This is a genomic window from Rhodococcus sp. CH91, from assembly GCF_022554085.1.
GTDB lineage: Bacteria > Actinomycetota > Actinomycetes > Mycobacteriales > Mycobacteriaceae > Rhodococcus.
Genome location: NZ_JAKFYR010000005.1, coordinates 142,561 through 167,305 on the forward strand (window position 1 = coordinate 142,561; position 24,745 = coordinate 167,305).

The 24,745-nt window shown below is 68.5% G+C and carries 23 protein-coding genes; 12 read left to right on the forward strand and 11 right to left on the reverse strand.

The genetic code is table 11. The features are described 5' to 3' along the window. The first annotated feature begins 59 nt into the window (after nucleotides 1-59). From purL to purM, 6 genes are all read left to right on the forward strand, one after another. Complete coding sequence (gene purL / locus MOM01_RS11800) at nucleotides 60-2,339, forward strand: phosphoribosylformylglycinamidine synthase subunit PurL (RefSeq protein ID WP_241385626.1); 2,280 nt, start codon at nucleotides 60-62, stop codon at nucleotides 2,337-2,339. A gap of 2 nt (nucleotides 2,340-2,341) precedes the next feature. Beyond that, nucleotides 2,342-4,117: an alpha/beta hydrolase gene (locus MOM01_RS11805; RefSeq protein ID WP_241385627.1), complete on the forward strand. Its 1,776-nt coding sequence runs from the start codon at nucleotides 2,342-2,344 to the stop codon at nucleotides 4,115-4,117. Next, nucleotides 4,114-4,776 (forward strand): CPBP family intramembrane glutamic endopeptidase, encoded by a 663-nt coding sequence (locus tag MOM01_RS11810; RefSeq protein WP_241385628.1) that lies wholly within the window; start codon nucleotides 4,114-4,116, stop codon nucleotides 4,774-4,776. Before MOM01_RS11805 ends, MOM01_RS11810 begins: the two co-directional genes overlap by 4 nt. After that, entirely contained in the window at nucleotides 4,763-5,149 is a 387-nt protein-coding gene (locus tag MOM01_RS11815) for a sterol carrier family protein (RefSeq protein WP_241385629.1), read from the forward strand. Before MOM01_RS11810 ends, MOM01_RS11815 begins: the two co-directional genes overlap by 14 nt. 101 nt (nucleotides 5,150-5,250) lie before the next feature. Beyond that, nucleotides 5,251-6,858 carry an amidophosphoribosyltransferase gene (gene purF, locus MOM01_RS11820; protein WP_241385630.1) on the forward strand — a complete coding sequence of 536 codons (1,608 nt, stop codon included), beginning with the start codon at nucleotides 5,251-5,253 and terminating at the stop codon, nucleotides 6,856-6,858. Nucleotides 6,859-6,993: 135 nt separating this feature from the next. Next, the gene (purM, locus tag MOM01_RS11825; protein WP_241385631.1) at nucleotides 6,994-8,067 is read left to right on the forward strand and encodes a phosphoribosylformylglycinamidine cyclo-ligase; all 1,074 of its coding nucleotides are present in this window, start codon (nucleotides 6,994-6,996) and stop codon (nucleotides 8,065-8,067) included. Nucleotides 8,068-8,292: 225 nt separating this feature from the next. On the opposite strand, the gene MOM01_RS11830 is transcribed toward purM, so the two are convergent. The 4 genes from MOM01_RS11830 to ygfZ form a co-directional block, all read right to left on the reverse strand. After that, on the reverse strand, nucleotides 8,293-8,484 hold the full coding sequence (locus MOM01_RS11830) for a DUF3073 domain-containing protein (protein WP_241385632.1): 192 nt from the start codon (nucleotides 8,482-8,484) through the stop codon (nucleotides 8,293-8,295). Nucleotides 8,485-8,678: 194 nt separating this feature from the next. Then, nucleotides 8,679-9,659 carry an asparaginase gene (locus tag MOM01_RS11835; protein WP_241385633.1) on the reverse strand — a complete coding sequence of 327 codons (981 nt, stop codon included), beginning with the start codon at nucleotides 9,657-9,659 and terminating at the stop codon, nucleotides 8,679-8,681. Next, the gene (locus MOM01_RS11840) at nucleotides 9,656-10,324 is read right to left on the reverse strand and encodes an MOSC domain-containing protein (protein ID WP_241385634.1); all 669 of its coding nucleotides are present in this window, start codon (nucleotides 10,322-10,324) and stop codon (nucleotides 9,656-9,658) included. The genes MOM01_RS11835 and MOM01_RS11840 overlap by 4 nt, the downstream gene beginning before the upstream one ends. Continuing rightward, nucleotides 10,321-11,451: a CAF17-like 4Fe-4S cluster assembly/insertion protein YgfZ gene (gene ygfZ, locus MOM01_RS11845; RefSeq protein WP_241385635.1), complete on the reverse strand. Its 1,131-nt coding sequence runs from the start codon at nucleotides 11,449-11,451 to the stop codon at nucleotides 10,321-10,323. The genes MOM01_RS11840 and ygfZ overlap by 4 nt, the downstream gene beginning before the upstream one ends. Nucleotides 11,452-11,507: 56 nt before the next feature. On the opposite strand from ygfZ, the gene MOM01_RS11850 reads away from it, so the two are divergent. The 6 genes from MOM01_RS11850 (at nucleotide 11,508) to MOM01_RS11875 (ending at nucleotide 20,588) form a co-directional block, all read left to right on the forward strand. After that, nucleotides 11,508-12,362, forward strand: coding sequence for an aminodeoxychorismate lyase (locus tag MOM01_RS11850; RefSeq protein ID WP_241385636.1), 855 nt, complete (start codon nucleotides 11,508-11,510; stop codon nucleotides 12,360-12,362). Between the two features lie 223 nt (nucleotides 12,363-12,585). Then, complete coding sequence (locus tag MOM01_RS11855; protein WP_241385637.1) at nucleotides 12,586-14,091, forward strand: cytochrome ubiquinol oxidase subunit I; 1,506 nt, start codon at nucleotides 12,586-12,588, stop codon at nucleotides 14,089-14,091. Between the two features lie 12 nt (nucleotides 14,092-14,103). Further along, a complete protein-coding gene (gene cydB, locus MOM01_RS11860) occupies nucleotides 14,104-15,141 on the forward strand; it encodes a cytochrome d ubiquinol oxidase subunit II (protein WP_241385638.1) in 1,038 nt (345 codons plus the stop codon). Next, complete coding sequence (gene cydD / locus MOM01_RS11865) at nucleotides 15,138-16,883, forward strand: thiol reductant ABC exporter subunit CydD (RefSeq protein WP_241385639.1); 1,746 nt, start codon at nucleotides 15,138-15,140, stop codon at nucleotides 16,881-16,883. The genes cydB and cydD overlap by 4 nt, the downstream gene beginning before the upstream one ends. Next, a complete protein-coding gene (gene cydC / locus MOM01_RS11870) occupies nucleotides 16,880-18,547 on the forward strand; it encodes a thiol reductant ABC exporter subunit CydC (protein WP_241385640.1) in 1,668 nt (555 codons plus the stop codon). The genes cydD and cydC overlap by 4 nt, the downstream gene beginning before the upstream one ends. A gap of 295 nt (nucleotides 18,548-18,842) precedes the next feature. Then, a complete protein-coding gene (locus MOM01_RS11875) occupies nucleotides 18,843-20,588 on the forward strand; it encodes a BCCT family transporter (RefSeq protein ID WP_241385831.1) in 1,746 nt (581 codons plus the stop codon). A gap of 21 nt (nucleotides 20,589-20,609) precedes the next feature. On the opposite strand, the gene MOM01_RS11880 is transcribed toward MOM01_RS11875, so the two are convergent. The 7 genes from MOM01_RS11880 to MOM01_RS11905 all read right to left on the reverse strand — a co-directional run bounded on the left by MOM01_RS11880 (nucleotide 20,610) and on the right by MOM01_RS11905 (nucleotide 24,677). Continuing rightward, nucleotides 20,610-21,272, reverse strand: coding sequence for an FABP family protein (locus MOM01_RS11880; RefSeq protein WP_241385641.1), 663 nt, complete (start codon nucleotides 21,270-21,272; stop codon nucleotides 20,610-20,612). A gap of 206 nt (nucleotides 21,273-21,478) precedes the next feature. Next, nucleotides 21,479-21,784: a DUF1416 domain-containing protein gene (locus MOM01_RS11885; RefSeq protein ID WP_006551801.1), complete on the reverse strand. Its 306-nt coding sequence runs from the start codon at nucleotides 21,782-21,784 to the stop codon at nucleotides 21,479-21,481. Between the two features lie 3 nt (nucleotides 21,785-21,787). Further along, entirely contained in the window at nucleotides 21,788-22,624 is an 837-nt protein-coding gene (locus tag MOM01_RS11890) for a sulfurtransferase (protein WP_241385642.1), read from the reverse strand. Between the two features lie 148 nt (nucleotides 22,625-22,772). Beyond that, the gene (locus MOM01_RS11895) at nucleotides 22,773-23,237 is read right to left on the reverse strand and encodes a DUF4395 domain-containing protein (RefSeq protein WP_241385643.1); all 465 of its coding nucleotides are present in this window, start codon (nucleotides 23,235-23,237) and stop codon (nucleotides 22,773-22,775) included. Nucleotides 23,238-23,349: 112 nt separating this feature from the next. Then, nucleotides 23,350-23,436: a putative leader peptide gene (locus tag MOM01_RS23425; RefSeq protein ID WP_374112298.1), complete on the reverse strand. Its 87-nt coding sequence runs from the start codon at nucleotides 23,434-23,436 to the stop codon at nucleotides 23,350-23,352. 45 nt (nucleotides 23,437-23,481) lie between these two features. Then, nucleotides 23,482-23,898 carry a thioredoxin family protein gene (locus tag MOM01_RS11900; protein ID WP_241385644.1) on the reverse strand — a complete coding sequence of 139 codons (417 nt, stop codon included), beginning with the start codon at nucleotides 23,896-23,898 and terminating at the stop codon, nucleotides 23,482-23,484. Next, nucleotides 23,895-24,677, reverse strand: coding sequence for an LmeA family phospholipid-binding protein (locus tag MOM01_RS11905; RefSeq protein ID WP_241385645.1), 783 nt, complete (start codon nucleotides 24,675-24,677; stop codon nucleotides 23,895-23,897). Before MOM01_RS11905 ends, MOM01_RS11900 begins: the two co-directional genes overlap by 4 nt. Between the last annotated feature and the right edge of the window lie 68 nt (nucleotides 24,678-24,745).

Sequence of the window (24,745 nt, forward strand, 5' to 3'; positions counted from 1 at the left end):
GCGGCAGTTCCCGCCCGGCCTGCTGTTTTCGATCCCAGAGTGAAGGGACCCGACGCCCAGTGTCACCGCACGTGGATACCGTCTCCCACGCCGCCGAAACCCCCGATGCCGCTCAGCCCTATCGGGAGCTGGGTCTGAAGGAAGACGAGTACACCCGGATCAAGGAGATCCTGGGACGGCGCCCCACCGACGCCGAACTCGCGATGTACTCCGTCATGTGGTCCGAGCACTGCTCGTACAAGTCGTCGAAGGTGCACCTGCGCTATTTCGGCGAGACCACCACCGACGAGATGCGGACCTCGATGCTCGCCGGTATCGGCGAGAACGCGGGCGTCGTCGACATCGGCGACGGCTGGGCCGTCACCTTCAAGGTCGAGTCCCACAATCACCCGTCCTACATCGAGCCGTATCAGGGTGCGGCGACCGGCGTCGGCGGCATCGTCCGCGACATCATGGCCATGGGTGCCCGCCCGATCGCCGTCATGGACCAGCTGCGCTTCGGTGCCGCGGATCATCCCGACACCCGCCGGGTCGTCGACGGTGTCGTGCGCGGCGTCGGCGGCTACGGAAACTCCCTCGGTCTGCCCAATGTCGGAGGCGAGACCGTCTTCGACGCGTCCTATCAGGGCAATCCGCTGGTCAATGCACTGTGCGCGGGTGCGATGCGCGTGGAGGACCTGCATCTGGCCCACGCCTCGGGTACCGGCAACAAGGTCATCCTGTTCGGAGCCCGCACCGGTCTCGACGGCATCGGCGGTGTCTCCGTCCTCGCCTCCGAGACCTTCGACGACAGCGGCGGCGGCCGCCCCAAGAAGCTGCCGAGCGTGCAGGTGGGCGATCCCTTCACCGAGAAGGTGCTCATCGAGTGCTGCCTCGACCTGTACCGCGAGAAGCTCGTCGTCGGCATCCAGGATCTCGGCGGTGCCGGCCTGTCCTGCGCGACCTCCGAGCTCGCCGCTGCCGGCGACGGCGGTATGCACATCTACCTCGAGCGTGTCCCGACGCGCGCGAAGGGTATGACGCCCGCCGAGGTGCTGTCCTCGGAGTCGCAGGAACGCATGTGCGCGGTCGTCGAACCCGAGAACGTCGACGCCTTCATGGCCGTGTGCAAGAAGTGGGACGTCCTCGCCACCGTCATCGGTGAGGTCACCGACGGCGAGCGCCTCGTCATCGACTGGCACGGCGAGACGGTCGTCGACGTGCCGCCGCGCACCGTGGCGCACGAGGGCCCGGTCTACGAGCGTCCCGTGGAACGCCCGGCTTCGCAGGACGCGCTGGTCGCGAACACCACTGCGGGCCTGAAGCGCCCGGAGACCGCCGACGAGCTGCGCGCCACCCTGCTGAAGATGCTGGCGTCCCCGGCACTGTGCAGCCGCAAGTGGATCACCGAGCAGTACGACCGCTACGTGCGCGGCAACACCGTGCTCGCCGAGAACGCCGACGCCGGTGTGATCCGGGTCGACGAGTCCTCCGGTCGCGGTATCGCACTCGCCACCGATGCATCGGGCCGCTACACCCAGCTCGATCCGTACGCGGGCGCCCAGCTCGCCCTGGCCGAGGCCTACCGGAACGTCGCGGTCACGGGAGCGACCCCGAAGGCCGTGTCCAACTGCCTGAACTTCGGTTCGCCGGAGGATCCCGGTGTCATGTGGCAGTTCCAGCAGGCCGTGCGTGGCCTCGCGGACGGTTGCGCCCGGCTCGGGATCCCGGTCACCGGCGGCAATGTCAGCTTCTACAACCAGACCGGTGCCACCGCGATCCTGCCGACCCCGGTCGTCGCGGTGCTCGGTGTGATCGACGACGTGCACCGCCGCATCCCCACCGGTCTCGGTCTCGAGCCGGGGGAGACGCTGATCCTGCTCGGCGAGACCCGCGACGAGTTCGACGGATCGATCTGGGCTCAGGTCGAGCACGATCACCTCGGTGGCGTTCCGCCGAAGGTCGACCTCGACCGTGAGCGTCTGCTGTCGGAGATCCTCACGGCCGGTTCGCGCGACGGGATGATCTCGGCTGCGCACGATCTGTCCGAGGGCGGCTTGGCACAGGCCGTCGTGGAGGCCGCGCTGGCCGGCGAGACCGGCTGCCGCATCCTCCTCCCCGAGGACGCCGATCCGTTCGTGACCTTGTTCTCGGAGTCGGCAGGCCGCGTGCTCGTCGCGGTTCCGCGCACCGAGGAATCGCGCTTCACCGGTATGTGCACCGCCCGCAACATGCCGTGGGTGCGCATCGGTGTCGTCGACGAGGGATCCGACTCCGTCGAGATCCAGGGCCAGTTCTCGATCCCCATGACCGAGCTGCGCGAGGTGTGGGAAGGGACTCTGCCGCACCTGTTCGGATAACCGTGCCGGCCTCCCAGGTCGATCGGCTGGCGGCGTTCGAGGCCCGGCAGGGCCGCATCATCGCCGCGGTCACCGATTTCGGTGACCGTCATCCCTTCCCCGCCCGGGTGTGGGGGTGGCTGAGCCTGGATTTCACCGGTATCGGATTCGCGGCACTGTTCTTCTGCTGGTCGCTGACGCCGTCGTTGCTTCCCCGGGACTGGTTGTTCCAGGGGATCATCGGCGGCATCAACGCCGCCATCGGCTACGGAGTCGGTTGCGCCGTGGGCTGGGTCGTCGCCCGCTTCGTGCTTCCCGGACGCCCGTGGTGGCCACCACCGCTGCACGTCCTGCGTGCCGTCCGAGTGGCAGTGCCGGTCGCCGCGGTCCTCGCAGCCGTCGTCGCACTCGTGCTCGCCGCAGAAGAGCAACGGCAGCTCGCCGCGTTGATGGGGGCGGAGGGCAGCACCACCAGCGGCTATCTCCGCACCATCCTGCTGAGTCTGGCGATCGCCGCGGCGCTCATCGCGCTGTGGCGTGGCCTGCGGGACATCGGACGCTGGGTGGCTGCCAAACTCATCCGCCGGACGAGGATGCCGCTCGGGCTGGCCCGGACACTGGGTGTCCTCGTCGTCGTTCTCCTGTCCTTCATGCTCGTCGACGGCGTACTGATCCGTGGCACCTACGCCTTCGTCAACCAGGCCTTCGGACTGCGGGACGACACCACCCGCCCCGGTGCCGTCCAGCCGCTCGATCCCGCCAAGTCGGGAAGCCCGGCCTCCCTCGCGGCGTGGGAGACCCTCGGTTACGAGGGTCGCAACTTCGTGTCGCGCGGACTCGACGCCGAGGAACTGACCTCGGTGAACGTCAGTCCCGCCCGGGAACCCATCCGTGTCTACGTCGGTCTCGACACGGCTCCCACACCGGAGGAGCGAGCCGACCTCATCGTCGCGGAACTCGAGCGGACCGGGGCGTTCGATCGGTCGGCGCTCGTGTTGATCCCCACCACCGGGACAGGATGGGTCAACCCCACCGCCGCGCGGGCGATGGAACTCGTCCACAACGGAGATCTGGCGCTGGTGGCGTGGCAGTATTCGTACCTGCCGAGCTGGATCTCCTTCCTCGCCGACCGCGAAAAGGCCGCAGCGGCAGGAAAAATGCTGGTCGAGCGTGTGCAGGAGCGATGGTCGCAGTTGCCCGAGGACGATCGGCCCGCCCTGTTCCTGTACGGCGAGAGCCTGGGCACGCAGTCGGGTGAGGGGGCGTTCGACAGCCTCGCCGAGATCCGGGCACAGATGGACGGGGTGCTGTGGGTCGGGCCCCCGAATTCGAACCGGCTGTGGCGGCAACTCGTCGAGCGCCGGGATCCCGGCACCACCGAGGTGCAGCCGGTCTACGCGGACGGTCTGGTCGTACGCTTCGCCCACGACCCGGAAAGCGTTCACGAACCGGACACGCCCTGGCTCTCGCCACGGGTGCTCTACATCCAGCACGCCTCCGATCCGGTGGTGTGGTGGTCGCCGGATCTGCTGTTCTCCCGGCCGGACTGGTTGTCGGAGCCGCCGGGGCCCGATCGTCTCCCGCAGATGCGCTGGTTCCCCTTCGTCACCTTCTGGCAGGTCTCCGCCGATCTCACCAACGCCGCCGGAGTGCCCGACGGGCACGGCCACAATTACGGGACATCGGTGCTCGACGGCTGGATCGAGATCACCCAGCCCGACGGATGGACCGAGACCGACACCGAACGTGTGCGTCTTGCCATCGAGGCGTTCGCGGCCGACGACGGACCCGAGAAGTGAAACCGGCCGGAGCGGCGCTGGTGTGCGCCGCCGTATCGGTCGGGTGGAACAACCTCGTACTGCCGGCGATGGGACTGCCGCCGCGCGGCCGGGCGATCGCCAACACCGCCTTCGCCGCCGCCGTCACCGCCGGCGCACGTGCCGGGGGCCTCTCACCGCGGGAGCTGGGCCGGCGCGCGCCCGGTGAGAGCCGGCGCTGGGAACTCGCCGCGGTCGCACTGCCTGTCGCGGCGTACGCCGTGTTGCTCAGGATCCCGCAGACCAGGCGGCGGTTCGCCACGCCGGAGCGCCGCACCGATCATCTCGAGTGGGTGCTCGTGCACATCCCGTTCGGGACGGTCCTGACGGAGGAACTGGTGTTCCGCTCGGTGCTGTACGCGCTCGCGCGGCGCATGTCACCGCGGTGGGGTGGAGCGCTCGGTGCGGTCGCGTTCGGGCTGTGGCACATCGATCCCGCACGCCGCGCAGGGGACTCGGTCCTCGGTACGGTGCTGTTCACAGCGGCGGCGGGGGTGGTCTTCGACGAGCTGCGACGGCGCTCCGGCAGCGTGATCGCACCGATGCTCGCGCATCTCGCGGTGAACGCCGGCGGCGCCGTCGCGGTGCGGATCGCGAGCGAACCCGCCGGGACTAGGCTGGGCCGACGTGGCTCCACGTAAACCGGTCGATCCCGCCGAACTGCGCGCGGCGCTCGCGTGCGTCGAACCGTGGGTGACGGGTGAGCGCGACGAGAAGCCGCCGCGCGCCGCCCTCGCAGCGGCCGTGCGGCTCAGCGCACGCACCCTCGAGCAGATCGCACCGGGATCGAGCGTCGAGGTGCGCGTTCCGCCCTTCGTCGCCGTCCAGTGCATCGAGGGACCCCGGCACACACGCGGGACCCCGCCGAACGTCGTCGAGACCGATCCGCGCACGTGGCTGCGTCTCGTTCTCGGACAAGAAGTTTTCGACGACGCGGTCGGCTCCGGGAGGGTGGAGGCGTCCGGTGCGCGTGCGGAGGAGATCGGCCGCCTGCTTCCGCTCGCCCGTCTGTGACGCCGTGCGGGCGCCTCGGGTCCGGGCGTGTGGGCGGAAGCCGCCCGCGCTGGCCGTAGAATGAGGAAGGCCCCGCTTGTCCAGCCCCAGGGAGCACGTCCGTGACCAGTGCCGATCTGTCGGTCCACACACGTAATCTTCTCGCTTCGACCGAACCCGAGAACGAACCGCGCGAAGAGTGCGGGGTGTTCGGAGTGTGGGCTCCCGGTGAGGACGTGTCCAAGCTCACATATTACGGCCTCTATGCGCTGCAGCACCGAGGGCAGGAGGCTGCGGGCATCGCCGTGGCGGACGGCTCGCAGGTGCTCGTGTTCAAGGATCTCGGTCTCGTGAGCCAGGTGTTCGACGAGCAGACCCTCGCCGCGATGACCGGTCACATCGCCGTCGGCCACTGCCGCTACTCCACCACCGGGTCCACCACCTGGGAGAACGCACAGCCGATCTTCCGCACCACCGCGTCGGGTTCGGGAGTGGCGCTCGGCCACAACGGCAATCTCGTGAACACCGCCGAACTCGCCGAGCGCGGACGCCGCCTCGGTGTGCTCGACCCCACCCGTCCCGGTGCGGCGACCTCGGACTCCGACACCATCGGTGCGCTGCTCGCCCACGGTGCCGAGAACAGCACGATCGAAGAGGCCGCGATGGAGCTGCTCCCGCAGCTTCGCGGCGCGTTCTGCCTGACCTTCATGGACGAGCACACCCTCTACGCTGCTCGCGATCCGTGGGGCATCCGGCCGTTGTGCCTCGGGCGCCTCGATCGCGGCTGGGTGGTCGCGAGCGAGACCGCGGCCCTCGACATCGTCGGCGCCTCCTTCGTCCGCGACATCGAACCCGGCGAACTGCTGGCGATCGACGCGAACGGTGTGCGCTCGTCGCGATTCGCCAACCCCGAGCCCAAGGGCTGCGTCTTCGAGTACGTCTACCTGGCTCGTCCGGATTCGACCATCGCCGGTCGTTCGGTGCACGCGACCCGCGTCGAGATCGGCCGCAGGCTCGCGAAGGAACATCCCGTCGACGCCGATCTCGTCATCCCGGTGCCCGAGTCGGGCACCCCGGCCGCCGTGGGGTACGCCCAGGGATCGGGTCTCCCGTACGGGCAGGGCCTGATGAAGAACGCCTATGTGGGCCGCACCTTCATCCAGCCGAGCCAGACGATCCGGCAGCTCGGTATCCGCCTGAAGCTCAATCCGCTGCGCGAGGTGATCCGCGGTAAGCGACTGGTGGTCGTGGACGACTCGATCGTGCGCGGCAACACCCAGCGTGCCCTGATCCGGATGTTGCGCGAGGCCGGCGCTCTCGAGATCCACGTGCGTATCGCGTCTCCGCCGGTCAAATGGCCGTGCTTCTACGGCATCGACTTCGCGTCGCCGGCCGAGCTGATCGCCAACGGTGCGGGCACCCGCGACCACGACGGTGACGGACACGATTACGACGAGATGGTCGAGACGGTGCGCCGTTCCATCGGTGCCGACTCGCTCGGATACATCTCGACCGACGGGATGATCGGCGCGACCGAACAGCCCGCATCGCGACTGTGTGCCGCGTGTTTCGACGGTCACTATCCGATCGAGCTGCCGACCGAGCATGCCGTGGGCAAGAACGTCCTCGAGAGTGTCGTCGGCACTCGCGCGGGGGGCGTCGTCGATACCGATTCCCCCACGCCGACGGTGCTGGACAACGACAACGCGGATGTTCTCAGTCGGCCGTAGAAGCTGGTCGGGTACCGTAAGTGCCGCGGCCGACACCGTTCGGCGTGCGTTTCGCATGCCCGGACACAGGTGCCGGACGCGCGAGATAGCCAACATTCACGACAAGACACAACTCGAGGCTGGAGCCGACAACTCATGACCGAGGACGCAACCCCCGGAGCTTCCTACGCCGCGGCGGGCGTGGACATCGAGGCCGGTGACCGAGCCGTCGAACTGTTCGCCCCGCACGCGAAGAGGGCCACCCGCCCGGAGGTCATGGGCGGCCTGGGAGGGTTCGCCGGTCTGTTCGCTCTCAAGGACGGATACAAGGAGCCGTTGCTCGCGGCGTCCACCGACGGTGTGGGTACCAAACTCGCGGTGGCGCAGGCGCTCGACAAGCACGACACCGTCGGTCTCGACCTCGTCGCGATGGTCGTCGACGACCTCGTCGTCTGCGGAGCCGAACCGCTCTTCCTGCAGGACTACATCGCCGTCGGCCGCGTGGTGCCCGAGCGGGTCGCGGAGATCGTCGCGGGTATCGCCGAGGGTTGTGTCCAGGCCGGTTGCGCGCTCCTCGGCGGCGAGACCGCAGAGCATCCCGGTGTGATGGCGGCGGACGACTACGACCTGTCCGCGACCGGCGTGGGGGTCGTCGAGGCGGAGAAGTTGCTCGGCCCCGATCGCGTGCGTCCCGGCGACGTCGTGATCGCGATGGGCTCGTCGGGTCTCCACTCGAACGGCTACTCGCTCGCCCGCACGGTGCTGCTCGACATCGGCAAGATGAGCCTGACGGCCCACGTCGACGAATTCGGTCGCACGCTCGGTGAGGAACTGCTCGAGCCGACCCGCATCTACGCCAAGGACTGCCTCGCGCTGGCCGCGGAGACCGAGGTGCGGACGTTCTGCCACGTCACCGGTGGCGGTCTGGCCGCCAACCTCGCGCGGGTCATGCCCAAGGGACTCGTCGCCGAACTCGATCGCACCACGTGGAGCCCGGCTCCGGTGTTCGGGCTCATCGCGCAGCGCGGCCGCGTCGAGCGGGTCGAGATGGAGAAGACCTTCAACATGGGCGTCGGGATGGTGGCCATCGTGGCTCCCGAGGACGTCGACCGGGCACTGGCGGTGCTCACGGCCCGTCACATCGACTGCTGGACGCTGGGCACGGTCCGCAAGGCGCAGGACGGCGGCGACGAGCGTGCCGTGCTGCTCGGAGATCATCCCCGATTCTGACGCGCCGGCGCCCGGACACGACACGACGAAAGGCCGGTTCCCCCAGTGAGAGTGGGGGAACCGGCCTTTCGGCTGTTCTGCTGTATCACCGGCTGCCGTGTTACAGGCTCGAAGGTCGCGAACAACGCCGAGAGCTGTCCGGCCTCGTGGCGAACGCCGACCACATCACCGGCGGAGGGGGAGCCGATTTCTCGGCATCCCCCTCCGCCGGGTGAGGAATGTAGGTCAGCGACGCCAGTCGTCGTCGTAGTCGTCGTCCCATCCGGAACGTTGCTCGGCGAAGACTTCGTCCCGCTGCGAGTTGGTTACTCCGCCAGACAGCTCTCGCTGGAGGCTCTCGAAGTCGGTGGACGGCGAGCTGTACTTGAGTTGCCGTGCAACCTTGGTCTGCTTTGCCTTAGCCCGGCCGCGGCCCATGGCCAACCCCCTCGCGCTTTGACGGGGCGGCCTGGGGAAAAGTGGCGGCCCCGGTGTGTTGAGTATTTTCCTGGAGCCCACTTTAGCGTGGAAAGTTCGGTTCCGCCTCCACACGTCCGGGTAGGCCGGTGTCCGTTACGCCTCATAACGACCCGACCTGCGCGAATGCGGTAGGAATGTGATAAAGATGCCCCTCAGAACACCCCCGGGACAGCCCGGACGGTGCCCACGCGCACGCCCCCACCCAACACCGGCGCGCACGAGAGGACCGCGAGGCGTTCGGTATCGAAGGTCGTGGAGTTCGAGGCGGGACCGGCGGCGAGCCGGTGGAGCAGAGTCGCGGTGAGCGGAAGACGCGCTCGCTCGTGCCCGTCGTCGATCTTGAACGCGAAGGAGGTGCCGTCGGGCAGCGCTCCGGCGTGAACTCCGTCGGCACCCGCCTTGCACAGCAGACCGTTCACCGCGCGCATCAGCTTCAGGTCGTCCTTGCCGGTGCCGGAGATCAGGAAGGGATGTTCCCGCACCGCATCGGCCACGGCTCGTTCAGGTGTGCCGGCTTCGGCGGTGACCAGGCGCGAGTAGGCGCGGGCCAGGTTGAACAGGGGGATCGGCACGATCGGCAGCCCGCACCCGTCGATGCCGAGATCGGTGTCCTCGATGTCGCCGGTCAGTTCGAGGATCGTCTCGGTCACCGTGCGTTGCAGGGGGTGGCCCGCGTCGAGATAGCCGTCGGTCTCCCAGCCGTTGACCGCACAGGTCGCGAGCATGGCCGCATGTTTGCCCGAACAGTTCATGTAGATCGGTCGCGGTGGACGTCCGGCCGCGAGCAGTTCGGCGCGCGCGAGTTCGTTGCCGGGGAGATCCGCCGGGCAGCGCAGATCCTCATCTGTGAACCCGGCATCCGAGAGGACGCGTTCGACGGCCTCCACGTGGTCGGCTTCCCCCTCGTGCGACGCCGTCGCGATCGCCAGTTCGGCCGTGTCGCGGGGGACGAAGCCGGCGCGCAGCAAGGCGACGGCCTGCAGGGGCTTGTTCGACGAACGCGGATAGACGGGGGTGTGCACCTCGCCGAGCGAAATCAGGACCTCGCCGTCGGGGGCCAGGACGATCAGCGACCCGCGGTGGACGCACTCCCGGAAACCCGATCGCACGACCTCGACCAGTTCGACGCTCAACGGACCTCTCCCTTCCGTGCCCGCTCCACGATGCGCCGGGCCTTGTCGGCGACGCTGGGAGCGAGATCCGATTGCTGCCCGAGCATGGCGGAGATCCGCTCGTGCCCACGCCCGGCGAACAGATCCCGCACCGTGGCCCCGTGGCCGGGAACGTGCTCGACGACGATCCTGTCGCCGGCCTGTACCGGCCCCTCGGTGATCACCTTCAGATACGCGCCGCAGTCGCCACGCGCAACGAAGCGCGACGCCCAGTCCGATTCGTTCGACCGGTTCGCGAAGGTGCGGCAGGGGGTGCGTGGTCCGGTCACCTCGAGCACGAGTCCGCCCTCGCCGACGCGCCAACGCTCACCGACCACTGCGTCGGTGGGGGAGAACCCGGTGACGTGCAGATTCTCGCCGAACCAGCCGATGGGAAGTTCGCGACCGAGTTCGGTGCCCCAGCGCTGTGCTTCGGCCTGTGAATAGGCGTAGACGGCCTTGTAGCGGCCTCCGTGGTTGGCGGTGTCGCACTGACGGTCTCCGGCGAGTCCGAGTTCGGACACGCGAACCGGCCCGTCCACGGGGCGCTTGTCGATCGCGGTGACGGGATTGCGCCGCAATCCCGTCTCGTGCAGCGTGTGCACGACACACACCGCCGCGACGGCGCCCGGAACGGTCGCCGTCACCGGCCGCGCAATCGCTCGACCGCCGCCCTTCCTGCCTGGATCCCGTCGTCCGGAGGGATGGAGTCGGGATCGATGGACGCGGCGCAGGGGCCGGCGACGAGCGCGGTGTCCGGGGTGATCGTGCGTTTGACGAGCGCGAGTGCGACCGGGCCGAGTTCGTAGTGGTCGACGACCGTACCGATGCGCCCCACGGGACGTCCCCCGGCGGTGATGTCGTCTCCGGTCTCCGGTCGCCCGTCGGCCGAGCCGTCCAGGTGCACCAGGACGAGCCGGCGCGGAGGCTTGCCGAGATTGTGGACCCGGGCGACGGTCTCCTGACCGCGATAGCACCCCTTGTCCAGGTGTACGGCACCGTGCTGCTCGCGGCTGCCGATCCAGCGGGCCTCGTGCGGGATGGTGCGCTCGTCGGTGTCCACGCCGATCCGGGGACGTAGCGCTTCGACTCGCAATGCTTCGAAGGCCCAGCTCCCGGCGGGCCGCACCCCCGCCTCGATCAGGGCGGTGACGGTCGCGGTGAGCGCCTCGCGTGGGATCAGGAGGTCGAAGGAATGGTCGGTGGGCCACGGCATCCGTCGCACGAACCCACCGGAGGGCAGGGCGACGGCCGCATAGATCTCGGCCGGCAGCGAGTCCAGGCCGAGGACGGACAGGACGGCCGGGCGGTCCACCTCGGGTCCCAGCAGGCTCAGCACCGCGAGTTCGTTGCCGTCGCGGGGTTCGGCCTTCGCCCAGAACACCATCTTCTGCAGGAAGGCGAGCAGTTCGGGTCCGCGGCTCGCCTCGGTGTCGATCCAGGTCACGCCGTCGAGATCGGTCTGCACGAAGTGGTGCTCGACGCGGCCGTTCGCGTCGAGGCCGAGATTCTCGGCGGAGGTGCCCTCGGGGAGCGTCGAGACGTGCTGACTGGAGATGGTGTGCAGCCAGCTCAGCCGTTCGTCGCCGGAGATCCGGATGACGAACCGGGTGGACCGGTCCACCACGGCGGCTCCGGTGGAGGCGGCACGCTGTTCGCCGAGGGGGTCGCCGTAATGCCAGGGCAGTCCGGCGTCGGGGCCGCCGGCAGGTGAGGCGACGGCGTCGGGAAGAGCGAGCAGGGCGCTTTCGGACACGATCGGAGACTCGGTCACGACACCAGTCTATGGGGAACGGGCCGGGCGGTCCGTCAGTGGCTAGGCTGACCGTCATGGCAGAGCGGGTGCTGGTGACGCTGGACGGTGAGGTGAGGGATGCGGATGCACCCCTCCTGCACGCCGACGATTTCGGTGTTCTTCGCGGGGACGGGGTCTTCGAGACGCTGCTCGTCCGCGACGGCCGGGCGTGTGCCCTCGAACTGCATCTCGCCCGTCTCGCCGCATCCGCGGCGGCGGCGCAGCTGCCCGAGCCCGATCGCGACGACTGGCGCCTCGCCGTCGACGTCGCGCTGGAGAAGTGGGGCGCCGAGCGGGAGGGTGCCCTGCGGCTGGTCTACACGCGCGGTCGTGAGGGCAGCGATACACCGACGGCCTTCCTGCTCGTGACACCGGTCGCCGAGCGGGTGGAGACGGCCCGGCGCGAGGGTGTGTCGGTCGTGACCCTGGAGCGGGGTTTCTCCGTCGACCTCGCGCGCAAGGCACCCTGGCAGCTGCTGGGGGCCAAGACGCTCTCGTATGCGACGAACATGGCGGCCTTGCGTCATGCCGAGTCGGTGGGCGCGGACGACGTGATCTACATCAGCTCCGAGGGGTACGTCCTGGAAGGGCCGCGGTCGACGGTGCTGATCGCTCGCGGCCGCACACTCGTGACTCCGCCCCCCGAGCAGGGCATCCTTCCGGGCACCACGCAGCAGGCACTGTTCGATCTGGCCGGTGAGCGGGATTTCGCGGTCCGGTACGAGCCGTTGCGCCCGGCGGACCTCGTCGTCGCCGACGGGCTCTGGCTGATCTCCAGCGTGGCACTGGCGGCACGCGTGCACACCCTCGACGGGCACACCTTGGTGTCGCGCGTCGCGGAAGGCGACATCGAGAACCTCGTGAGCGAGGCGGTCCAAGCCGCTTCGTGAGCTGCCGAGCGGACCTACCCTGGTAGTGATGCGCACCTGCCCTGTGTGACGCGCATCCGATGTGTCGGGCGACACGAACGTACCCTGTGCCGCGCATTGGCTACTACATTCGGTAGTAGGCAAGCCGGTGCGGCGATACCGGCGTGACTTTTGCGAACGAGAACCGCAGCGCCGGCCCACGCTTCGGATTCCGCCTGAACTCGGGCCTCACCTCGGAGTGGCAATGGACGTCTTGGATCTGTCCCGGTGGCAGTTCGGGATCACGACGGTGTATCACTTCATCTTCGTGCCCCTGACGATCGGCCTCGCGCCGCTCGTCGCGATCATGCAGACGATGTGGGTGGCCACCGGCAAGGACCACTGGTACCGGCTGACGAAGTTCTTCGGGAAGATGTTCCTGATCAACTTCGCGCTCGGCGTCGCGACGGGCATCGTGCAGGAGTTCCAGTTCGGCATGAACTGGAGCGAGTACTCGCGCTTCGTCGGGGACGTCTTCGGGGCCCCCCTCGCACTCGAAGGGCTCGTCGCCTTCTTCCTGGAGTCCACCTTCCTCGGATTGTGGATCTTCGGGTGGACACGACTGCCGAAAATCGTTCACCTGGCGACCATCTGGCTCGTCGCGATCGGGGTGAACGCGTCGGCCTACTTCATCATCGCGGCCAACTCCTTCATGCAGCATCCCGTCGGTGCGGTCTACAACCCCGAGACCGGGCGAGCCGAACTGTCGAGCATCTGGGCGCTGCTCACCAACAACACCGCACTGGCGGCCTTCCCGCATGCGGTGGCAGGTGGTTTCCTGACCGCCGCGACCTTCGTGGCGGGCATCGGCGGCTGGTGGATGGTGCGCAACATGCGCCGTGCCGCGAAGATCCGGAACTCCGAACCCGAAGAAGCGCAGCAACTCGAGAAGGACGCGCGTGGACTGTTCCGCCCCGCGACCCGGCTCGGTCTGATGGTGATGCTCATCTCCGGCGTGGCCCTGTTCGTGACGGGCGACATCCAGGCCAAGCTCATGTTCGAGCAGCAACCGATGAAGATGGCATCCGCCGAGTCGCTGTGTCACACGGAGACCGACCCGAACTTCTCGATCCTCACGATCGGCACGCACAACGACTGCGACGGCGTCATCCACGTCCTCGAAGTGCCCTACGTGCTCCCGTATCTCGCGGAGGGGGAGTTCAGCGGCGTGACGCTCCAGGGCGTCGAGGACCTCCAGGCGCAGTACGAGCAGGAATTCGGCCCGGGCAACTACAAGCCCAACCTGTTCGTGACCTATTGGTCCTTCCGCGCGATGATCGGCCTCGCAGCCGGATCCGCAGCGCTCGCCGTCGCCGGGCTGTGGGTCACCCGCCGTGGCCGGGTGCCCGATCAGAAATGGTTCTCGTGGTTGTCGCTCATCGCGATACCCACGCCCTTCCTGGCCAACAGCGCCGGATGGATCTTCACGGAGATGGGCCGCCAGCCGTGGGTGGTGCATCCCAACCCGACCGGCGTGGACCTGATCCGGCTCACCGTCGACCAGGGCGTGTCCGACCAGGCGCCGGGGACCGTCCTCGCCTCCCTGATCGCGTTCACCCTCGTGTACGCGGCGCTCGGAGTCGTGTGGTTCTGGCTCATCCGCAAGTACGCCATGCAGGGCCCGCAACCCCACGACGCACAACCCCCGGGCTCCGGCGATGACGACGACACCGACGACACGCAGCCGAAACAGCTGTCCTTCGCGTACTAGGAGTGGGCGGACATGGGACTTCAAGAACTCTGGTTCATCCTCATCGCAGTTCTGTTCACCGGATACTTCGTGCTCGAAGGATTCGATTTCGGTGTCGGTATGCACTTCTCGGTCCTGGGCCGGGGCCGGACCGAGGAGGCCGACACCCGTCGCCGGGTGTTGCTCAACACGATCGGTCCGGTCTGGGACGGTAACGAGGTGTGGCTCATCACCGCGGGTGGTGCGCTGTTCGCGGCGTTCCCCGAGTGGTACGCGACCCTCTTCTCCGGTTTCTACATCCCGCTGCTGCTGATCCTGCTGGCCCTGATCCTGCGAGTGTGCGCGATCGAATGGCGCGGGAAGATCGACGATCCGACCTGGCGTCGCCGCTGCGACTGGGGAATCATCTTCGGGTCGTGGGTGCCCGCGGTGCTGTGGGGTGTGGCCTTCGCGAACATCGTGCGCGGAGTCGCCATCGACGCCGACAAGCAGTACGTCGGCGGCTTCTTCGACCTGCTGAACCCGTACGCCCTCCTCGGTGGTGTGACGACGGCGCTCGTCTTCGCCCTGCACGGCGCGGTCTTCCTCGCCCTCAAGACCGACGGGACGGTCCGGACCGAATCGGTCGCCCTGGCCCGGAAACTGTCCGTTCCCACGGTCGTCGTGGCGGGCGCCTTCGTCGCGTGGACCCAGTACGCCTACGGCAAGCAGTGGACGCTGATCCTCGCCGCCGTGGCAGCGGTCGCGCTGATCGCGGTGGTCGCGCTGACCGCCGTCGAGCGAGAGGGCTGGGCGTTCCTGTTCACCACCGTGGCGATCGCCGCGACCGTGGTGCTGCTGTTCGCCTCGTTGTTCCCGAACGTCATGCCCTCGACTCTCGACCCGGCATGGTCGCTCACCATCGAGAACGCCTCGTCGAGCCCGTACACCCTGAAGATCATGACGTGGGCGGCGGCGATCATGACGCCCGTCGTCCTGATCTACCAGGGCTGGACGTACTGGGTGTTCCGCCAGCGCATCTCGACCGACCACATCCCGCCCTCGATCGGTCTGAAGATCGGCTCGAAGTGACCGCTGCACGGCCTGCCGCCCCGGCCACTGCAACGCCCGCAACCCCCGCCGACGCATCCCGGCGCCGGCGGGGGCCGGTCGACCCGCGGTTGTGGCGTTATTCGGCCGCAGCACGCGGCTATCTCGTCCTGACGGTGCTCACCTCGGTGGTCGACGTCGTGATGGTCGTCGTCACCGCGCTCATGATCGGCCGGGTGCTCGCGGGTGTCATCACCACCGATGCCCGCTCGATCGGCGACTGGACGACCGAACTGTCGGTGCTGGCCGCGGCAATCGTCGTGCGGGTCGTGGTGACCTGGCTGCAGTCGCGATACGCCCACCGATCCGCCACGCGTGTCATCACCGAACTCGAGCACGAAGTACTCGATGCGGCAGCGGACCTTCCGCCGAGGGAGCTCGACCCGCGGCGCGACGAGATCGCGGTCGTCCTCACTCGCGGACTCGACGGGCTGAAGGAATATCTCACCGGTTACCTGCCGGCGCTGCTGCTGGCGGTGATCCTCACCCCGGTGACGATCGTGGTGATCGCACTGCACGACCTCACGTCGGCGGTCATCATCCTCGTCACCTTGCCGCTCATCCCGATCTTCATGATCCTCATCGGCCTGCTCACCAAGGGCAAAGCCGATCGCACGCTCCGGGCGATGACCACCCTCTCGTCGCAACTGCTGGATCTCATCGCGGGGCTCCCGACGCTGCGCGCGCTGGGACGGGAGAAAGGCCCGGCCGAGCGGGTGCGCCAACTGGGCGACAGTCACCGGACGACCACCATGTCCGCGCTGAGGGTCGCGTTCCTCTCCGGCACCGTGCTCGAATTCCTTGCCACACTGTCGGTTGCGCTGGTCGCGGTGAGTATCGGCATGCGGCTGGTGTACGGCTCGATGCCGCTCGAAGCCGGCATCATCGCCTTGATCCTGGCGCCGGAGGCGTACCTTCCGTTGCGCACCGTCGGCGCCAAATTCCATGCTGCGGAGGACGGAGCGGCCGCCGCCGGAAAGGCTTTCGCGGTGCTCGACACGGTTCCGCGTGACACGCAGCCACAGCACGATCCCGCGGGCGCATCCGCCTCCGGCCGGACCGGGCCGTGCGAGATCGTCTTCGACGGGCTGAGCGTCCCCGGCCGCGACGGCGATGCCCCGCACCGCCTCGACGCCGTCTGCCGCCCCGGCGAGATCACCGCGTTCACCGGCGCCAACGGAGCGGGCAAGTCGACCGCTCTGCTGGCACTGCTCGGACTCGCCTCGCCGAGCGAGGGACGGATCACCGTGAACGGCCGGCCGGTGTCGGGTGACGAGCAGTGGTGGTCGCAGGTGGCCTGGCTCCCGCAACGTCCCGTACTGCTCCCCGGCACACTCGCCGACAACCTGCGGCTGACGGGCGTCGACCCGGCGGTATCCGGACTCGGCGAGGTCTGCACGGCCACCGGCTTCGACAGCGTGCTCGACGAACTCCCGGACGGCTGGAACACCGTCGTCGGTGCCGGCGGCACCGGCCTGTCGCTCGGCCAGCGGCAGCGACTCGCGCTCACCCGTACTCTCGCTTCCCCGCGACCCGTGCTGCTGCTCGACGAACCCACCGCGCACCTCGACGAGGAGGCCGAAGCCACCGTCCTGGACACCTTGCGCGATCTTGCCCGCGCCGGGCGGACGGTGGTCGTCGTCGCGCACCGGCCCACGCTGCTGGCGGTCGCGGACACGGTCGTCACCGTTCACGGCGTACGGAACGCGGAGACCCTCCGATGAGGGACCTGCGACGGGCGATGGCCCTTCTCGAGCTCGAACCCCGGCGGGTGTTCCTCGCGGTCGTCGCCGGGGTCGCGACCCTGGGGAGCGCCCTGTTGCTCGCGGGACTGTCGGCCTGGCTCATCGTGCGGGCCTGGGAGATGCCGCCCGTGCTCGACCTGACCGTCGCCGTCGTTGCGGTGCGGGCGCTGGGCATCTCCCGGGGCCTGTTCCGCTATGTCGAACGGTTGGCGACGCACGAGACGGCGCTACGTGGCATGACTGCGGCTCGGTCGAATCTGTACCGCCGGCTGGCCGACGGTGATCCGGCCGCCGCCGCCGGTCTGGGGCGCGGTGACCTGCTCACCCGCACCGGCGCCGACGTCGACGCGCTCGGGGACGTCGTGGTGCGCGCACTCGTCCCCATCGCCGTCGCGGCCGTGCTCTCGCTCGCGGCGGTCGTGACGCTCACCGTCATCGCTCCGGCGGCCGGGGCGATACTCGCCGTGGCGCTGGTCGTCGCCGGGGCGCTCGCGCCGTGGCTGTCCGCCCGCGCCGCTGCTCGTGCCGACGCGGATGCGAGTGTTGCTCGCAGCCGCTTCACCGAGGACTCCGTCACGGTCCTGGACCATGCGGCGGAACTGCGTGTCGCGGGCCGGCTGGAGACACTCGCACGTCGCGCCCGCGCCGCGAACGTCGCCTCGGTGCGCGCGACGGATCGATCCGCCGTTCCCGCGGCGTTCGCCGATGCTGCCACGCCGCTCGCGATCGGCGCGAGCGTGCTCGGCGCGTTGCTCGTCGGCATCACGGTCTTCGGGTCCGGTCCGGCGAGCATGAGCCCCACGACGCTGGGCATCCTCGTCCTGCTGCCGCTCTCGGCGTTCGAGGCCACAGCGGTTCTCCCGGCCGCGGCGCAGACACTCAACCGGGCCCGGCTGGCGGCGCACCGCATCGTCGACCTGCTCGACCGGGCGGACCGGCCGAGCCCGCACGGCACCGAGCCTGCGGATGGCCCCGGACGGCTGCGTGCCGCGGACCTGCGCAGCGGATGGCCCGGAGGGCCGTCCACGGAACCGGCGGATCTCGATCTCGTTCCCGGAAGTCGCGTGGCGATCGTGGGCGGCAGCGGCAGCGGTAAGACCACCTTGCTCATGACCCTGGCGGGCCTGCTCACCCCGCGCGGCGGGACAGTGACGCTCGACGGCACCGATCTCGCCGACATCGAGCCCGATGCCCTGCGCCGCCGTATCGGATTCTTCGCCGAGGACGCGCACCTCTTCGACACCTCGATCCTCGAGAACCTCCGGGTGGCACGTGGCGACATCGACGCGGAGGAGGCCCGGACACTCCTCGACGCGGTGGGCCTGGGGGAGTGGGTGGACGGTCTCCCCGAAGGGGTCGACACCGTCCTCGGGGCAGGTGCCCGCACGGTCTCCGGAGGGCAGCGGCGGCGCATCCTGCTCGCCCGGGCACTGGCGTCTCCGGCACGGATCCTGCTGCTCGACGAACCCACCGAGCACCTCGACGACGAGACGGCGGAACACCTGCAGAGGCAGCTGCTCGACCGGGACGCCGGCCTCGTCGAGCCCGGTCGCAGCGTGGTCGTGGTGACCCACCGTCTGCCGCGCGACACTGCAGCCGACCTGGTTGTTCGCGTGCAGAAAAATGCGTTGCCGACCCCGTGAACGGAGCGTAGTTTCGCTGGTACACGAGGAAGGAGGTGGTCTGAAAGTGATTGACATTCGGACGCGTGAGGTGGCTATCCGCTAGCTGCTTGCCGACGACGGAATTCACCGACCGCGCGCGGCTGGCGAATCCCAGGTAGTCACCCGGCCCCCGAGCTCCCGATCTGTCCGGATCGGGTCACCCGACGGTACGACCGTCGCGGCGATGCGGCTCGGGGGTCGTCCCCTTTTTCGGAGGAGTAGGGCATTTCGGGTGTGAAGGAGCGCGCACCCGGGGTACACCCGTCTGGTGCCGATACTGAAAAAAGCTCATGATTCTCTAGGATTACGCACGTCACCGGGGGTTTTCTTCTCGTCCGCGCTCATCGCGCTGCTGTTCGTCGTGGTGACCATCCTGTTCACGGACAGCGTCGATTCGATCTTCAGCGCCGCATCGGGCTGGATCATGACCAACCTCGGATGGTTCTACATCCTCGGGGTCACCACCTTCCTGCTGTTCCTCGTGGGCATCGCGTTCACCCACTACGGCCGGGTGCGCCTCGGCGGCGACGACGAGCGTCCCGAGCACTCGAACCTCGCCTGGTTCTCGATGCTGTTCGCGGCGGGTATCGGCACCATCCTCATGTTCTGGGGCGTCGCCGAGCCGATCTCGCACTTCGCGAACCCCCCGATGCAGGACGTCGAACCGCAGTCCGTCGAGGCCGCCGAAGGGGCGATGGGCTTCGCGCTCTACCACTTCGGGCTGCACACCTGGACGATCTTCGCGCTTCCCGGGCTGTGCTTCGGGTACTTCATCTACAAGCGGCGGCTGCCTCCGCGGGTCAGCTCGATCTTCGCGCCCCTGCTCGGCGGCCGCATCTACGGTCCGATCGGCAAGACCATCGACGTCGTCGCGATCATCGGCACGGTCTTCGGCGTCGCCACCTCGGTCGGGCTGGGCACCCTGCAGATCAACGCGGGTCTCGCGCAGCTGTTCGGCATCCAGGAATCCGGGATCACCCAGATCGCGCTCATCGCGATCGTGACGGTGATGGCCGGTGTGTCCGTTGCGCTGGGCCTCGACAAGGGCATCAAGCGGCTGTCCAATCTCAATATCGGCATGGCCGTGATGCTGCTGGTCTTCGTGCTCGTCACCGGCCCGAGTCTGTACCTGCTCAAGGGCATGATCGAGTCGGCGGGGATCTACGCCGAAGCACTGCCGCGACTGGCGTTCTGGAACGACACCTTCGCCGACTCCGGCTGGCAGAACACCTGGACGGTCTTCTACTGGGCCTGGACCATCACCTGGTCGCCCTTCGTGGGCATCTTCATCGCCCGCATCTCCCGGGGACGGACCGTGCGTGAATTCATCGGCGGCGTCCTCGGGCTGCCCGTGCTGTTCTCGGTGATCTGGTTCAGCATCTTCGGGATGGGCGCCTTCCACATCGAACTCGAGGGCGGAGGGGGTCTCGTCGAACGGGTCGTGGACGACGGCGACATCCCGGGGGCCCTGTTCGAGTTCCTCGGCAACTTCCCGCTCGCCGGCCTGGTGTCCGGCATCGCGATCCTGCTCGTGGTGATCTTCTTCGTGACCTCGGTGGATTCGACGGCCATGGTGCTCGACATGATGGCCGCAGGACACGAGGACAAGGCCCCGATGCACCAGCGCCTGTTCTGGGCGGTGCTCATGGGTCTCGTCGCCGCGACCATGCTCGTGGCGACAGGAAAGGACGGGCTGGACGCGCTTCAGCAGGTCATCACGGTGGTGGGGCTGCCGTTCTTCGTCATGGGCTTCGTCATGATGTACAGCCTGGTGCGCGGCATCCGGGAGGACCTCGGCGAGCGACCCGAGCCGGTCACCCGGCAGTGGCCCGAGGTGCGGTCCGCCGAGGAGCTCGAAGCGGCCCAGGAACGACCGGCCCCCGAGGTCGTGGTCCAGACCAGGGCCATCCCCGAGGACGACGGGGACGACGGGGAGCCGGAGGCGATCCGGGTTCCGGGCAACGGTGCGCACGCACAGCAGCCGGACGCTCCCGTCGGGACGGGAACGAAGGAGAACTGAGGACCGAGCGGAGCCGCCCGGTCAGCCGACGTAGCGCGACAACCGGGCGGACATCCGCGGCTGCAGTTCGCCGTCGGCCGTGACGCGCTCCTCGACGTAGGCCAGATCGCCGCCCTCGACGATGCCGTAGAGACGTTTCGCGCCCCCGACCACCTCGCCGGACGTGCTGCGGATGACCACATCGGTCGCCAGCTCCCAGGAGGACTGGGTGAGGGCGGTGCCGTAGTACAGCTCGACCACACCGGAGCTGTGCGTCAACAGCAGCTCGAGCGTCTCGGGATCGTCGCTGTCGGGCGTGCCCGTTCCGGACACTCGCCAGAAACCGCTCTCACGGCGATCCTCGCCCGCGTAGGCGCCGGACTCGTCGAGACGCCACGAGCGCGCCTCCCACACGAGGAAGGGTCCGCCGTTGTGCGCCACGACGATCTGCTGACCGAAGGGATAGTCGCCGGTCTCGGGGTCGTTCGCTTCGCCCTCGCCACGCCACACCCCGACGAGGGGCAGCAGCGCGAGAAGGGCGGGATTCAGATCGGGACCGAGCCGCAGATTCGCGGTGTCCTCGGCCCCCGGCAGACCGGGCAGAACGGGAAGGTTCAGCTCTGCGGTGGCGCGAGCGCGTTCGGCGGCGCGGGCGATTGCTTCATCGCCACTGCGCCGTGCGCTGTCCGATCCGTCGCCCGTCACGATCCGTCGGAGACCACGCGGTAGATGGTGTAGAGCGCGAACCAGGTGATGAGCACCGCCGCGAGGACCAGCAGGATTTCGAAGAAGATGACCACGCCGTCATTCTAGACCGCCCCCTGGGGTGTTCACGACGAAGGGCTCCGCTCCGGGTGGAGCAGAGCCCTTCGTCGACGTCGGCCCTGCGGGAACAGGGACGAACGCTCGTGCTACTTCGCGACCGTCACGTCCACATTGTGGACGCCGGGAGCCGTGGGGCTCACGGTCGAGGTGCCGTTACCGGAGCTCGAGAGCGCACGGATCTTCCAGTCGCCGGGAGCGGCGAAGAAACGGAAGTCGCCGGTCGCGGATGCGACGACCTCGGCGGTGAACTCGTCGGTGCCGTCGAGGAGACGCACGAAGGCGCCGCCCACGGGCTCACCGTCGGCGTTCAGGACGCGGCCGGTGATGACCGTTTCCTTCTCCGTGTCGACTCCGGCGGGCAGGGTCTGGGTCTGGACGGGTGCTCCACACATGATTCAGTGAACCTCCAATTCGATCGGTGCGCCGACGAGCGAGCCGTACTCGACCCAGCTGCCGTCGTAGTTCTTGACGTTCTTCTTGCCGAGGATTTCCTGCAGCACGAACCAGGTGTGGCTCGAGCGCTCCCCGATGCGGCAGTAGGCGATGGTCTCCTTGCCGTCGTCGAAACCCTTCTCGGCGTAGAGCTTCTCGAGGTCCTCGTCCGACTTGAAGGTGCCGTCCTCGTTGGCGGTGGTGCTCCACGGGATGTTGATCGCACCGGGGACGTGGCCGCGCTGCTGGGCCTGTTCCTGGGGCAGATGGGCCGGAGCGAGGATCTTGCCGGAGAATTCGTCGGGCGAACGGACGTCGACGATGTTCTTGGTGCCGATCGAGGCGATCACCTCGTCGCGGAAAGCGCGGATCGAGTAGTCGGGCTCGGCGGCCTTGTACTCGGTGGCCGGGCGGGTGACCTCGTCCTTCGACAGGGGACGTCCGTCGAGTTCCCACTTCTTCCGGCCACCGTCGAGGAGCTTGACGTCCTGGTGCCCGTACAGCTTGAAGTACCAGTAGGCGTAGGCCGCGAACCAGTTGTTGTTGCCGCCGTAGAGCACGACGGTGTCGTCGTTCGCGATGCCCTTGCGCGACAGCAGCTCGGAGAACTGCTCACGGTTCAGGAAGTCGCGACGGACGCCGTCCTGCAGGTCCTTGCGCCAGTCGAGCTTGACGGCACCGTCGATGTGGCCTCCGTCGTAGGCGCTGGTGTCCTCGTCGACCTCGACGAATACGGTCTTCGGGGCATCGAGGTTCTGTTCTGCCCAGTCGGCGGAGACCAGGACATCGGAGCGAGCCATAGGTGTTCCTTTCATGAGAGATCTCGTCTGTGAGTGCGTGAAGAGTTCGTGAGCGATCGGGGTGAGCTTCGCTGCGTGACATCGCGGAGCCGCGCTCCGGACGATGGTCTTCGTCGTGGCCGCGTACGTCGTGGCCGAGGAGGGTGGATCAGGCGGTCGCGCGACGCATACGCGCGACGAGCGGGTAGAGCCGGCAACCGAGACAGACGCCGAAGGCGGCGTTCATCAGTGCTGCGAACAGGGCGAAACCCGTCGCCACAGAGCCCACGACGGTCGAGCCGGCGAAGAACGACGCCGTGCCGACGAGAGCGAAGACGAAGCCGACCAGTTGCGCGAACCGCAGCGGCGCGACGGGCTCGGTCTCGGCAGGAGCGCCGAGCCGGGGCGCGACGAACTGCGCGAAGAGTGTTCCGTAGGGACTACGCCGGGGCCCGAGGAGTGCTCCGAGTGCGAACACGATCGTCTGCAGGGCCAGGAGTGCGGCCGCGGCGACGGGAGAGAATGCGGTGAGGATCAGGACGGCGACCAGGATGCCGGTGGTGATCCACGCCGCGAAACGGGGGCCACGCACGTCGACCTGTGGGCCGACTGTGTCGCGAGTGGAGACGGACATAGGAGAGCTCCTGCTGGAATCTGATGCGCTGGGCGGAAGGACGACCGCGGTGTGACGCACAGGTGAACGGCGAAGGAATCCGCGCCGGATCGGGACGAGCCCGCCGATACGTTCAGCAGCAGGGACAACAGCAGCCACCGAGGCGGCACAGATCGACTGCGCGGCGTCGGGTGAGCATCAGCTCGTGGCGGTTCTGCACGCGAGGGAGTTTAACCCACCTTTCGGGGAAATGGATCCCCTGTCGTCACAGCGCCGCGAGGGCTGCGCGCAGATCGTCGGGGGAGGGAACCCCGGAGACGCGGAACCGTTCGCGTCCGTCCGCGTCGAACACGAACGTGGTGGGGAGTGACAGAACGCCGAGTGTTCGTGCCAGGGAGGGGTTTTCGTCGAGATCCAGTTCGATTTCGCGTGCGCTTCCCGGCGCGCCGCCCAGGATCTGCTCGATCACCCGCCGCACCGCGGCGCACGGGCCGCACCACGGCGCGGAGAAGTGCAGCACCACCGGCACGTCCTGCCCGACACCCACCGCCGCGAGGGCCGGATCGAGTTCGGCGTGTGTGGTGGTCTCGACCGCGCGGATACGTCCGGACCGGGCGCGCAGGACCGTGCCGGCCACCAGTGTGGCGACAATCACGGCGGCGAGAACGATCACGCCGATCATGCCGGGCTGCGCACCTGAGTGAGGTCGATGACGGTGTTGCGGGCCTCGCCCTCGATGACGATCCGCGACCCTCGCGCTTCGACCGATGTGGGCCGAACCCCGAAGGGCAGATCCTGCGGTTCGATCGTCGTCGTGAACATGCCGAGGACCGTCGGCTTCAGGATCTCGGGCACGCTGAAATCGGCACTGCCTTCGGGGCCGAAGTACAGGTCCGAGGCGACGATGTGGACGCGTTCGCCGTCGAGCACGAGATCCGCCTGGACGCTGACCGTCGCGGACGCCGGGCCGACCGGCACGGTGCCGGTGAGCACGACACCACCCGCGGTGGTCGGCCCCGACCCGCCGGAGCCGCCCGTGCCGTCGGACTTGTTCGCCGGCGGAGCGGAAACCTGCAGGTCGGGGATGCCGTAGAGCTGTCCGAGCTCGGTGGCGTCGATCATGACCCGGCCGTACAGAAGGTCGACGGGCACGGTGCGGATCGAGCCCTCGAGGAGTTCTCCGGCCGCGGCGTGCGCCCCCACCAGATTGGCCTCGACGGTGATGTCGCCGAGCAGGTCGGTGCGGATGTTGTCCGCCACGATCTCGACGTTCTCGTAGTGACCGTCCCGGGCCTGGAGCAGGAAGGGGAAACCGTGGATGGTCACCGCCGGATCGGACTCGAGCACGCCACCCTCGCGCAGCGCCCGTGAGACGCGGTACTCGGACCACGCCGCGGCGCCGAAATCGGCGAGCACGGCGAGTCCGAGCAGGACTACGAGACCGAAGATCAGTTTGCGCACGCCCCCATTGTGTAGGACGCGCCGGACACCGGGCGGGAGCCGTCCGTTCCCGTGCGCTCTACGGCATC